Annotated in this window: 12 protein-coding genes and 1 riboswitch; of the genes, 2 read left to right on the top strand and 10 right to left on the bottom strand. The window is 61.3% G+C overall.

The features are described from left to right. Position 1: 1 nt before the first annotated feature. A complete protein-coding gene (locus ACXAHG_RS03445) occupies positions 2-1237 on the bottom strand; it encodes an aromatic ring-hydroxylating oxygenase subunit alpha (protein ID WP_475041013.1) in 1236 nt (411 codons plus the stop codon). A gap of 108 nt (positions 1238-1345) precedes the next feature. Beyond that, positions 1346-1544, bottom strand: a riboswitch (cobalamin riboswitch). 250 nt (positions 1545-1794) lie between these two features. Here ACXAHG_RS03445 and ACXAHG_RS03440 point away from each other — a divergent pair. Together ACXAHG_RS03440 and ACXAHG_RS03435 are read left to right on the top strand one after the other, a co-directional pair. Further along, the gene (locus ACXAHG_RS03440; protein WP_475055926.1) at positions 1795-2352 is read left to right on the top strand and encodes a dihydrofolate reductase family protein; all 558 of its coding nucleotides are present in this window, start codon (positions 1795-1797) and stop codon (positions 2350-2352) included. A 63-nt stretch (positions 2353-2415) separates the two neighbouring features. Continuing rightward, positions 2416-2907, top strand: a complete 492-nt coding sequence (locus tag ACXAHG_RS03435; protein WP_475055877.1) for a TetR/AcrR family transcriptional regulator — start codon at positions 2416-2418, stop codon at positions 2905-2907. Between the two features lie 68 nt (positions 2908-2975). Here ACXAHG_RS03435 and ACXAHG_RS03430 read toward each other — a convergent pair whose 3' ends face one another. The 9 genes from ACXAHG_RS03430 to ACXAHG_RS03390 all read right to left on the bottom strand — a co-directional run bounded on the left by ACXAHG_RS03430 (position 2976) and on the right by ACXAHG_RS03390 (position 12351). Further along, positions 2976-3620: a DUF1523 family protein gene (locus tag ACXAHG_RS03430; protein ID WP_475055875.1), complete on the bottom strand. Its 645-nt coding sequence runs from the start codon at positions 3618-3620 to the stop codon at positions 2976-2978. Between the two features lie 10 nt (positions 3621-3630). Continuing rightward, entirely contained in the window at positions 3631-3897 is a 267-nt protein-coding gene (locus ACXAHG_RS03425) for a hypothetical protein (protein ID WP_019297329.1), read from the bottom strand. A gap of 122 nt (positions 3898-4019) precedes the next feature. Then, on the bottom strand, positions 4020-5372 hold the full coding sequence (locus tag ACXAHG_RS03420; protein ID WP_475041006.1) for a DUF6638 family protein: 1353 nt from the start codon (positions 5370-5372) through the stop codon (positions 4020-4022). A 139-nt stretch (positions 5373-5511) separates the two neighbouring features. Continuing rightward, positions 5512-6276 carry a hypothetical protein gene (locus ACXAHG_RS03415; RefSeq protein WP_475041005.1) on the bottom strand — a complete coding sequence of 255 codons (765 nt, stop codon included), beginning with the start codon at positions 6274-6276 and terminating at the stop codon, positions 5512-5514. Beyond that, positions 6273-8210 (bottom strand): AAA family ATPase, encoded by a 1938-nt coding sequence (locus tag ACXAHG_RS03410; RefSeq protein ID WP_475055873.1) that lies wholly within the window; start codon positions 8208-8210, stop codon positions 6273-6275. Before ACXAHG_RS03410 ends, ACXAHG_RS03415 begins: the two co-directional genes overlap by 4 nt. A 105-nt stretch (positions 8211-8315) precedes the next feature. Then, positions 8316-9437 carry a hypothetical protein gene (locus tag ACXAHG_RS03405; RefSeq protein WP_475055872.1) on the bottom strand — a complete coding sequence of 374 codons (1122 nt, stop codon included), beginning with the start codon at positions 9435-9437 and terminating at the stop codon, positions 8316-8318. Between the two features lie 270 nt (positions 9438-9707). Next, positions 9708-10790, bottom strand: coding sequence for a hypothetical protein (locus ACXAHG_RS03400; RefSeq protein WP_475055871.1), 1083 nt, complete (start codon positions 10788-10790; stop codon positions 9708-9710). 171 nt (positions 10791-10961) lie between these two features. After that, positions 10962-11585 carry a class I SAM-dependent methyltransferase gene (locus tag ACXAHG_RS03395; RefSeq protein ID WP_475040999.1) on the bottom strand — a complete coding sequence of 208 codons (624 nt, stop codon included), beginning with the start codon at positions 11583-11585 and terminating at the stop codon, positions 10962-10964. A gap of 25 nt (positions 11586-11610) precedes the next feature. Continuing rightward, entirely contained in the window at positions 11611-12351 is a 741-nt protein-coding gene (locus ACXAHG_RS03390) for a CDP-alcohol phosphatidyltransferase family protein (protein WP_475040997.1), read from the bottom strand. Positions 12352-12615: the final 264 nt, after the last annotated feature.

Below are 12615 nucleotides of genomic sequence, written 5' to 3'. Positions count from 1 at the left end.
CTTACTCCGCCGCGATCAGGTGGCGGCCAGTCAGGGCGCGCATCAGATGATCGGCATACCAGTTGGAGAACTGGATGACGCCGCTTTCCTGCACTTCCGAGTACGGACCGGGCTCATACGCGGGCGAATTGATGCCGCGCTGATTGTCCTCGACCACGATGCGGTCTTCGTCGTTGGTGGCAATCCAGACCTCAGTGAGGCGCTTCAGGTCGTAATCCTGCCCCTCGACCGCGTCCTTATGCACCAGCCATTTGGTGGTGACTTCGGTCTCGGTCGGGCTGATCGGGGTCACACGGAACACGATGGAATGATCCGGCAGGAAGTGGTTCCAGGTGGTCGGGTAGTGGAACTTCAGCAAGGTGCCCGCATCCGCGAACGGCACCCGGCCCAGCTTCCTGGCCACAGCCGCCTTGCCGTCCAGGGTATAGCTCTCGGCGCCCTCATTCAGCGGCATCCGCGCCAGCCGGTGCTGGCCGCGCGCGTCGATGGTAAAGGCCGACGGAACCCCCGCCGCCTCGATCCGGTCGAAATGCTTTTGCAGGTGCGCCGGTGTCTCGCCGCCTTCGATGCCGGTCACCGACGGGTCTTCCGGGAAGGTCCGGCACAGCGAGGGGTGGTTGCCGCCGCAGTGATAGCACTCGCGGTTGTTCTCCCAGACCAGCTTCCAGTTGCCGTTCTCGATGATCGAGCTTTCATAGGCGACCTTGGCGTTACCCAGGTCATGCGGTTCCAGATACGGACGCGCCACAGCGGCAAAAGCGTCGAAATCCGGCGCCTCATCGGCCAGGCAGATATAGATCAGCCCAGCCAGATCGCGGCAATGCACCGGCTTCAGCCCGTGTTTGGAAGCATCGAAATCCGGCCCCATGTCGCGCGCCCACAGCAGCGAGCCATCCAGCTCATAGGTCCACTGGTGATAGGGGCAGACCAGTTTCGGCGCATTGCCTTTCTTGGCCTTGCAGACAACCGAACCGCGGTGGCGGCAGGCGTTGTGGAAGGCACGCACTTCGCCATCGGTGCCGCGCACGATGATGACGTTGTAGGACCCCACCTGATGGGTCACGTAATTGCCCGCCTTCGGGATCTCGCAGGCCGGAATGGCAAACAGCCACTCGCGGTAGAAAATCTGGCGCATGTCCAGATCCAGAACCCCCGGATCGGTATAGAACGCCTGTTCCAGGGAATAGTTTTTCTGCCGGCCCATCAGCTTGGCCAGAATCTCGCTGTCCTGAAGCATCTGCTTCTCTCCTTTGCCGCATCCCCGCGGCGTCTTGGCTGGGTGCAGGCATGGGAAGAGAGATTGCAGGCCACGCGCCCGCAACCGCCCGACCGCCGCCCGCGGTTGACGTGTTTTCATGGCAAGGCTGGTTTCCGGACTGTCCCGGGGCCGCGTGGCGGCGGAGCCTGGCACCTTCCCGAGGCATGCGCCTCAGTGGTCTTTGCCAGGCCTGACCCGGGGTCACCGTTGCGGGGGCAGTGCCGGAGTTTCACCAGCTTCCCAATTCTCCGCCCCGAAAGGCGGCACCTTGCTGAGATGGAAATTGCCCGATCGCGGCCCCCAGCGCGAAAACAAATCCGACCCGCCGAAACCGGAAAAAGACATGCATGTTTGCCACCCCAAATCGCACAGGGATGTCCAGAATCTCAAACCGGCACTCGCCAGCCTGTTTGCGGCAAGCGCTTATCTTTCATGCGTTTACCCGTTGCCCGCTGCCGCGAATCGATTCGCGGACACCCGAAAATGCGCCGGTCACTTGGAACTGGAACCACGATTAACTATATGTCGTATAATTAATTGCGACTCAGGAGAACCAGATTACCACCGGCCACGTTTTCATCGCCACCAGCCTCGACGGCTTTGTGGCCCGCCAGGACCACTCGCTGGATTGGCTTTACAAACAGCCTGTTGCCGAAGATGACGATGGCGGTTTTGCGGCCTTCATGGACAGCGTCGATGGGCTGGTCATGGGAACAGGATCATTCCGCACCCTGCTGGGGTTTGATGCATGGCCCTACGCCAAACCGGTTGTGGTCCTCAGCAGCAGCCTGAGCGAACAGGACATTCCCGAGGAGCTGAAGGACAAGGTGCGCCTCAGCACCGCTACACCCCCAGACCTTATGCAGGAACTGCAGGAAGAGGGCTGGAAACGCGCCTATATCGACGGCGGCCGGATGGTGCAGTCCTTCCTGCGGCAAGGGCTGATCGCAGATCTGACCATCACAACGGTTCCGATCCTGATTGGCAGCGGCATCCCGCTGTTTGGCCATCTGGAGCGGGACATCGACCTCCAGGTGGCAAGCTCCCGCACCCTGCCCACCGGCATGATCCAGACCACCTTCCAGGTGGCCTGATCCATGCCCCCGCGCATGGGGCGCCCTCCCCGGAGCAGCCGGGCTCTCAGCAAGGATGATGTATTGAAAAAGGCCCAGCAGCTGCTCGATGAGGGCGGCAGAAAGGCCTTGACCTTCAAAGCACTGGCAGCGGCGCTTGGCGTCACTCCGATGGCTGTTGCCCATCACGCCGGAACCAGGGACGAGATGATTGCATCTCTCGTCGCCATTGCGTTCGAAGGTGCTGATGCACCGTCAGAAGCGGCAACGCCAAAACTGCGCCTGCGCGGTCTGATGACCCGCTACTGCACGCAGGTGACCCGGCACCCGGAGCTGGCGAAATGCATCCTGGAAAACCCGTCCTTGATCGGCCCCTCTCTAACAAGGCTGACGCAGCTCATCGAGGCAGAGATTGCAGCCGCAGGCGTGACCGGCCCAGAAGCCCGCACCCTTCTGTGCCTGCTCGTGGACTACACACACGGGTTTGCCTTCACCGCCGCTGCGGCACCTCGCGGGGCGCTTGCGGCTGACGACTTCACCCCTGCTCTGGACTGGGTGCTCGACCGCATCGAATAAAAAACGCGGGCCATTCAGGCCCGCGCATCCGCTTGTGTCTTCCGGAACCGCCCATCCAGCGGCCCCTCTCACTTTGATTTCCAGGTACCCAGCCAGCGCCGGAACCGCCCCTTGCGCTCGGCAATCGCATCGCCGGCCGCATACAGGCTGTCTTCGGCGCTTTCGATCATCGGGTCGATCCGCGCCTGCCGGAACCGGCGCCAGCGCACATAAATCGCCCACAGAAGCGCCGCCAGCAGCACCAGGAAGATGATCGAGAACCAATTGGTCGGCTTGTCCTCCGGCCCCGCCACCGGCTTGATCGTCACCGCATTGGGGAAGATCGACAGGAACTCGTTGCGCCAGCCGTAATGCATCACCGCCACCCACTCCGGGTTCGCCTTGGTCGAGATGCTGTCATTGGCGTCCGTATACAGATTCGCGGTGTCGAACTTGAAATAGGGCGGCCAGTTCCAGCCGGTGTCCTCGTTACGGTAGACCATGTTGCGGCCGTTGGCGCGCACCGCCTGGATGAACTGCACATCCCGGTTGATCAGCTGCGCCGACTGGTCGTCCGGCTTGGACCAGAAAACCCTGGTCCAGTCGTTCAGCTCCTGCCGCTCCTCATAGGTATTGACGATCCGCACCACGTCATACTGCGGCAGCGTGTAATGCAGGAAGGCGCCGAACAGCACCCAGAAGGTAATCAGGAAAGCCCATTTGATGAAACGCATGGGGTGGACCTCACATGAAGTTAATGACGTAGATCAGGAGCGCCAGCGCCCCCAGCGGGATGATATAGACCAACAGGATCAGCTTGCGCCGGAACGAGTTGTCGTACTGCTTCAGCCCTCGCTGGATGAAGGCCGCGCGGTCGCCGGTCAACCCCTTCTCTTTCCAGCGCCGCTTCAGCTTCAGCCGCCGCATCTCGCGCGAGTAGAGCGACACCGCGGCATAGACCACGGTCAGCACCACCAGAAGGATCAGGATCAGGCGGATAAATCCGAACATCTCAGCACGCCTCCTGAGCTTGTGCACGTAACATAGGTTCGCGCCCGCCCATGGGGGCGGGTCGGGCGCGAACCGGATCGCAAGCGGTCCGGGAAGAATTAAGTTGCTCCAATAGGACCACCCTATCGCCCCCGCACCCGGTTCACAGCCCCCCAGGGGCCGACCCGCTCAACCATCCCCTTGCGCCGCACCCGCGGCAGCCGCCCCTCCATATCCGGCTCATGCCCGAACAGCGCCTCCCGCGCGCCGGCCTTGTCCACCGCATATTCCCGCGCCAGGAACTCCGCCGAATAGGCCTTCTTGGTTTCCGGCCAGCCGCGGTACTGGCTGTAAAACAGCTCCTTGTGGCAAATGAACATCTGGCGGAAATCATGCGGGCACAGCTCCGCCAGCAGCATGTTGACCAAATCCCGGTCGGCCGTATCCGCCGCCCGCAAGGAATAGAAATAGGCCGGATGGTCCGAGCGGATCTTCGGCCATTTGCCGCCCCCCTCGGCCCAGCGCACCAAGGCTGCCAGCCCCTCGAACTCCTCCGGCAGTTCCTCCGCATGGCGCGCCGCCAGCCGCCGCAGGTCCGCACGTGACAGCCCCGACAGATCCCGCCCCTTCTCCGTCAGGACTGAGACCGCCAGGAACCCCATCTTCTGCCGCAGGATCGCCGCGCCATCAACGCCGCGCGCCCGGATCACCGGCTCTGCCAGGCCGTTCAGCTCCAGGAACTTGGCAATTGCATTGCGCTGCCCCAGATCGAACACCCGGTCGAGCGGCACACCCTCAGGCTTCTCCCCGCTGGCAATCACCGCCGGATGCTCCAGCCCCTGAAACACATACAGGCCGCCGAAATGCGCGGTCCAGAAGTTCGACTGCTCAAAAGCCTCATGCTCCAGATGCACCGGATTGCGGGTCACATCGCCGGTCTTCTCGGCGGTCGAGATCATCTCCCCGATCAGCGCATCATCAAACCAGGCATCCTCGCCTGTCTTGAACCGCTCCACCAGCGCCGCCAGATGGTCCGCATGGCGCAGGGTGCCCTTAGTGGTATCCGCCTCGATCCGCACCTGCTGGATGTCGAACAGCTTGGAGGGGGTTGAGACCTCAAACACCGAATTCACCAGCTCCCCCGCCACCGCATCCGTCGCGGTCAGCGCAAACAGCTGGCGTTCATTCACCTCGATGAACCGCCGCAGAATGTCCCGGCTGGTGGAAAATTTCACGTGAAGCAGCGGGCAGCGCTTCTGCTCGGTGCTGAGGAGAATGAACTGCCGGTTCACGCCCGCATGGTTCAGATAGTGATCATCCCCCAGCTCATCGCCGATCTCCGGCGAAAAGCCCGAGATATCGACGTGGAAATCCGTGAGGCTCGTGGTCTTTCCGGTCAGATGCTTCAGCGCGCGATTGTACCGCTCCACCAGCGCGGGCGAGGCCACATGGAAGAGATTGCCGAACATCAGGCCATGCTGGATGAGGCGTTTCATGCAATCCTCCTATCCGTATCACGAAAGCGATGCGCCCGGCACGAGGGTGGGTGCGGAACGCGCCCGCCCTGGGGGGCGGGTCGGGCGCGTCGCGGCTTCGCCGCGGAACCGAACGGCCTACGATTTGCACCAAACAGTTTCAGATCGCCCCCTCCACAATTATTAGAGGAACCTTCTGATCCCCCGCTCCCGCAACCATTTCTGGTTCGAGTTCAAGTTCAATCCACTGCCAACTCGGTTGCTCACGGCCTTTGAATACAAACTCCTGCAAAAACTCATCGAACAAGGGCATCAGTGCCTTTGATGCTCTAATTATCCATGAAAACCAGTCCGCAAAGGCTGGCAAGCGCTCCTCAGTCTTCCTGCTGCCTACCGTTCGGTTGAAACATGCAGCGAAAACTACTTCTTCACCAAAAGGAAAGAACGAATTTGCTTCTCGTTCGTCGAAGTAAAAACTTGTAGTTGCTGCCGTAGAGACATGCCCCAAGCGCTTTTTCTTGATGTGGCCAACATCGAGGTGGTTGGTAGCTTCATGTCTAAAGTTCCCAATGATGGACTTCAGTGACTTTTCCTCGCCTTCAAGCAGTTTCTCTTTTGCACTCGCCAGAAAGTCCTTCAGAGCTGCATCATTGATTTCACAGTCTAATTTAACCGCCAGTTCAAAGATCTTTGCCGACCAGATGCGAAGAACCAAATTTTGCTGAATAGAAATGGCTGAATCAACATCCTCGTTCCCAGTCGTCCTGAATTTACAACTATCGTATATCCGCCACAAAGCGTTAACCTCGCTAATAGCGAAGCTCAAAGCCGCTAAGACAGCAATCGTTTCCTCGGGAAGGTCCTGAATAGTACTCTTGGGTATTTCCAATTTGCGCACCCGGCGTACATTCTTCGTACTGCTCACCCCCGCCCCTCCAGATACCGCCGCTTGGCCTCCTCCTGGCGGCCGAAATCGCGCACCATGTTTTCAATCGCCACCTCATCCGACTTGTCGGCATAGCGGAACTCAGAGTCGGCGTAGCGGTTGATCTCCTGCACCACCATGTCGACCGTGATGGGCACCCGCAGCTCCGCAATCATCGCGGATTTGGTATCAAAGTCCTTGAACAGGAACAGCTCCGGGTTCTCCATCCATTCATCCGGCAGCTCGAAATCCATCGCCCGGACCTTGACCGCATCGGTGATGTTCTTGATGGCGCGGCCGGTGAAGCGTTCATCCGCCTGCTGGATCGCCTTGAGATACGTACCCAGCTTGGCCAGATCATCCAGCGCGCCGATCTGGTCATGCACCCGGCCGAATACCTCGGCCAGCCCCGGCTCCTGCGGGCGGTTATGCGCCTCGAATGAGCGCGCGACCGCCTTCTTGATCTCTTGCGCGCCATAGAGGTCATGATCGCCTTGCGGAATGCTGTGGTTCTTGCCCATCAAGAGCGTCAGGATGTCGATGTAATCCTCCCGCGTCTGCGGCCCGTCCACCAGGAAGCGCGCCCCGGCCCGCTGGCGCAGCGCGTCGTCCACATTCTCCGGGTAGTTGGAGAACATGCCAAAGGTGCAGTTGCCGCGCACCACGGTGTTGGCACCGGCAAAGGCCTCCATGAACACCGCCGTCACCTCCTGCTGGCCCGCGGAGGACTGGCGGTCGCCGCGCTTGCCCGCAATCTGGTCGATGTCGTCGATGGTGCCAAAGCCGATCACGCCCGGGTCGATCACATTCTGGATGAACGATTTGGCGTTCTGCCCCGACTTGCCCTGGTAGCTGTCGATATTGTCGATGCCGAAGTTCTGATAGCGGAAGGCATAGCCCGCATTCTGGCAATAGTCGTGGATCAGCCCCGCCATCATCTGGATCAGCGTCGTCTTGCCGGTCCCGGGTTTGCCGTCACCCATGAAGGTGAAGATGAAGCCGCCCATTTCGGCAAACGGGTTCAGGCGGCGCTCAAAATCATAGGCCATCAGCATCTTAGACAGCCGCAGCGCCTGATATTTGGCGATATGGTTGCCCACCACCTCATGCGGCTTCTTGAACGCCATGGTGAGTGTGGTGGACTTCGCCTTGGCCGCGGGCTCAAAGCCGCTGATGGTCAGATCATCCGCCTCCACCCGCCAGGCGGCTGCGGTGAAGGCCTCCAGCCGCGGCGCGTTCTGCGCGCGCAAGGCCGCCTTTTCCATCAGCTGCTCGGCATAGGCCGCCGTGGCCGCAATCAGATGCGCATCATCGGGGGCATGCAGCGCCAGCTTCTGGTCCAGCTCCCACAGCGCCCCATGCAGCGCCAGCGGCGCGTTATCCGTCAGCAGCTCCTCCGCCTCGCCCACCTCGGCCTGCGCCTCGGACCCGTGCGGCGCCAGCAGATAGGCCGCGGCATTGGCAAACACATGCGCCGCAATCAGCGCCTCGGCGGCCAGCAGCTCGGTAAACTCGCCCTTGCGGGCGGCGTCCAGAGACCCGGCCAGATTGGCCCGCTTCAAATCGCCCAGGCCAGAGACATCCGCATAAGCCTCACCCATCGCCAGCGAGACCGCTAGCGCCCGGCGCAAGGCATGCTGCAAGGTCGCCTGCAAGGGCGAGGTCAGCGGATCATCCTCATCCGCCGCTTCGATCCGGGCAATCAGATGCACGCCTTCAGGCCGCGCGGTGGAGCGGGTCACCAGCCCCGGCGTGGTGGAACGGAAGCGGCGGGTGCGGGCAATCCCGGGCGAGCGCTCCGGCACCTTGCCCTCTGCCTGCGGCTTGGCAATGCGCGGGGTGTGGTCAAACCCCTCCAGCATCGCCGCCGCAGCCGCGTAATGCTTGCGGATATCCTCTTCCCGCAGCTCCATCTGATTGCCTGAAATGCTCATCTCACCCTCTCAATCCGTAACTCGCGGGCAAAAAACCACCCGCGCTTCTTCTGGCTCGAAATATCCCCGCCGGAGGCTCCCGCAGTCGGCTGCACGCGCACCCGCTCAATACCGCAGCACCTGCCCCGCCTCGCTCACCACGAACTTCTGCACATCCGCAAACCCCGGCGGATCCAGCTCTGCCAGCACCTGGAACGGGCGCTGCGGCAGGATGATCGCGCGCTGGGTCCGCGTCGCCCCGGTGTCCGCGCCGCGCCCGCCAAAGGGGTCGAGCGCAAACACTTCCCGCTCCACGGTGCCGAACCAGCCCGAGCGCTCCTCGCGCACGTCCTCGCTCTCCAGCTCCTCCAGCGTCCAGGCCAGCGCCCAGTCCTGGCCCATGGGCGCCTCGGCTTCCTCCAGCACCCGGCGCAGCGGCCCGGTCTGCTCGGTATAGGCCGAGGAATACATCGGCCCCACGTGGTAACGGCGCAGATGCTTGGGGTGGAGGTCGCCGAAATCCTCGTCAAACCCCTTGGCAATGGTCACCAGCTTCAGCCCCGCCAGGGCCTGCGCCATCAGATGCGCCTGCACCTCGGGCCAGCGCCGCTCATCCTTGGGCAGCGCCACCTTGCCGCTGTCCTCCAGCTCCATCAGGTAGATCACCGGCAGGTTCACCTGGCTGTCATAGGCCGCCCAATGGAGCAGAAAGCGCCGGCGGCGCGGGCCAAGGTTTTCCAGCCATTCGCATTCCGGATCGTTCTGGGTCCAAAACAGTTCCCCCTTCAGCAGCTCCTGATAGTAAAGCCGCTGCGACAGTGCGAATTGCAGTTTCGAAGGCACCACCCGGTCCGAGATGATGGTGCGCACCATATCGTCCTTCAGCACCTCCTCACTGGCCATATTGGCCAGATGCCGCTCTGCCTGCTGCGCGTCATTGGCCATGGTCATCAGCTCGGCAGCCACCGGAAAACCGCTGTCGCGCTTGTCCATCGCCAGGCTGCCGAAGAAGCGGCCGGTATCGCGCCCGGTCATCAGGTATTTCATCGAAAGCGCGCGGAAGGTGAAGTTCAGTCGCATCAGATAGGCGGTCAGCACCTTCACGTCGGATTTTGAGAGCCGCCCCTCCGCCTGCATCGCCGCCGCCACCCGGGTCAGATGCCGGATGATGGTCTCGAACTTCTTGAAATACCGGCGCGAGGCAAAGGTATCGCTGAGGCCTGCGTGGTCGTGGGAGGGATCGGTCATTCCTCACCTCCCCCCATTCCACCATTGTAACCCGTTCCCCCGCCAAGCCGACCGCGGATGGAGATGTGCCGTAACCCTTGAGACACGCGAAATTTTCTCAAGAGAAAAGCGGAAGCTGCAAAACCCAACACTCCAAGAACAACAACCCCCATCCAATTGTTAGCAAGTCCAAGAACGGCAAAGGTTAAGCAAGCGACCCCCAGCGCGCCCCAAACCAGTTCTCCATTACGCTCAGCCCAAGATTTCCTTTCATTCGTCTTGGGCAACATTTCAGCCCCCATACAGGTTCTTGTCGTGCTTCTCGACAATCGCCGCGAACCGGCGGGCAAAGCGTTCATCGGCCTTGGCCTTCTTCTCCAGCACGTCGCGGGCAAACACCATGTTGCCCTCATGGGCTTCCAGCATGTCGGCCATCTTCTGGTTGGTCGCGGTGCCGATCGCAGCCATCGCGGTCTGGGCTTCCTTGTCGGTCTGCACGCCGATCTCGTTGATCCGGTGCGCCACATCCTGCTGCTGCGCCGTCTTCAGCGATTTGGTCAGCGCGTCATACAGCACCACCCGCTGCTGGGTGTCCGTTTGCAGCTTGTTGATCAGCACCATCTGTGTCGCCGCCTGGTTCTGCAGGCTGTCGACCCAGGTCTTGCCCTTCTCGATATAGCGCTCCAGCGTCTGAGACTTCGCCAGCTTCACCTGCTCCTCCTGCACCAGCGCGTTGTATTTTGCGTTCAGCTCGGCCAGCTCGGTCTCCAGCTTGGTGCGCGCCGCGGCGTCCTGCTCGACCGAAATCTTGTTCTCCAGCTCGATGATCTGCGGGTCCAGCGCCACAATCTGGGCGCGCACCCCCTCCAGCTCCTGCACCGTGAACTCACGGTCGTCCAGGGTTGCGGACAGGTTCACCTGCACCTTCTCGCGCTGCTCTTCCAGGGTCGCCAGCTGGCCCTCCAGCAGCTTCACGATCACATCCGACTTGGCGATCAGGTCCTGCAGCTTGTCGTCGATATTGGCGGTGCGCATCCGCTCCTGGCGCATCGAATCCGATTTGCCGCGGCTGAAGAAACCGACAAAACTCTCCCAGCCGGTTTTGTTGCGCATCTCGTCAAAATCCTTGGAGAACGCCGCCGTCACATCATCAAGCCCCATGATCAGCTCGGCGATATTGGCATTCATCACATCGGTATGCGCATGCACATCTTCCAGCGTCGCGTTCTCGATGTCGATGCTGGCGTCCTCACCCGCCTCGATCTTGCTGCGCGCCGCCTCAATACGCGAGGTCAGCGCCTCAATGCGGGACTGCGACTCCCGCACCTTGTCCTGGCTGTCCGCCACCATTTTCTCAAATTGGGAAACACTCATAGTCTCCGCTCCTCCCCTTGAAATAACTGATCCTTAGATGGGTATGTAAAAGCAATTTACATCCCTCGAGCGGCTAAATTCCGCCCGTTTCACCAGCACTGTTGCAGAGAGGCCGCACAAAGAAAAGCCCCGGGGGATCCCCCCGGGGCTGCCTTGCGGAAACAAGCCGTTTCACATGGTTTGCCGTTTGCCCAGCACCAGGAATGTCATCATGCCGAAGGGCGGAATGCTTTCCTGCGCTTCCACTTGCAGCCGGTCTTCCTGCAGCACCGTTTCCAGCGCGAAATCCGAATGCCAGCCAATCACGTTGGCCAAGGGCGCAGACAGTTTCTCCAGCGAGGCCCGCACCCCCTTGCCGCTCTTGAAATGATTGGTGATCACCACCTTGCCGCCAGGTTTCAGCACCCGCGCAATCTCGCGCATCACCAGTTCGGGGTCAGGCACCACCGACAACACATGCATCGCAGCAACGGTGTCAAAGGTATTGTCCGGAAAATCCAGCTGCCGGGCATCCATCTGCCGCAACGCCTCAACCTGATTCAGCCCCAGCTCCTGCACCTTTCCCTGGGCCTTCTTCAGCATGTCGTGGCTGAAGTCGATGCCCGTCACCTGCAAGTGCGGCGCGTAATGCTGCAAGGACAGCCCGGTTCCGACCCCGACCTCCAAGACCTTGCCCTTGCGGGAATTGATATACTTGGTCGCCCTGCGGCGGCCCGAGCGCGTCACCGCGCCAAAGGTCCTGTCGTAGACAGGCGCCCAGCGCGCGTATGATTCCTCAACTGCTTTGATATCCAATTCGTCCCTCCCCGGACGTACTGGGCTAGCCCTTTGGCTTGGAAACCAGCCCCCATATCACCATCGCAACGTAAGCAAGGCATAGCACAACCAGCACTGTCCATGCATAGGTCATCAATGCCGCAGCCATGAAGGCAAAGCCCACAAGCAGGTATTTAACATGCTCGCGGGAGATTTTCATCGCTTTCGGGGACCAGGTCTGAATGTGGCTGATCATTGCCAGTCCAGTCACCACCATATGCAGGCAGATCAGCAGTTCCGGCACCATTACAGCGCTGTCCGAGGCAAAGAAGACAAACATCGGCAGCAAAGCCAGCAAGGCACCCGCGGGCGAGGGGATGCCCTCGAAATAGCCCTTGCGCACCTTGGGTTCATCCTCCGACTTGGTGCTGACATTGAACCGCGCCAGCCGCACCACGCAGCAGACTGAGAACACCAGCACCGAAATCCACCCTGCCCCGCGCACGTCCTGCAGCGCCCAAAGATAGATCACCAGCGGCGTCGCCACCCCGAAGTTCAGAAAGTCCGCCAGCGAATCCAGCTCCGCACCCATCTTGGACACGCTGCGCAGCGCCCGGGCCAGCCGCCCGTCCAGGCCATCCAGCACTGCGGCCAGGATGATCATCATCACTGCCAGTTTGAAATTGCCGGACACGGCAAAGCGGATCGCTGTCAGGCCCGCGCAGATGGCACCGATGGTCATCATGTTCGGCATCAGCTGAATCAGCGCAAATTCTGACTTTTTCTTTTCCGGGGCGTCATACATGGCAGCGGCTCTTTCTTCCTCCCCCGGGCACGGCGGCGCGGCGCTGCCCGGGGCAGCTGGGAGGCAAATTTCGGGGCTGCGCGCACATATGCCCCAACCGGCGCCCCGGCGCAATGTTTGCAGCACAGCAGCCCGGCCCCGCACGGGGATTTCCAAAGGTTTTGCACCCCGCCCAGCCAAAGAAAATGGCACCGTGAGAAACACGGTGCCACAACCCGCGGCGGCGCCCGCCTCCGGGAGGCAGGCAGGAGCCCTGCCTGCAGG

The organism is Leisingera sp. ABD4_442 (genome assembly GCF_056160905.1).
This window is presented reverse-complemented; position numbering and strand designations above follow the sequence as displayed.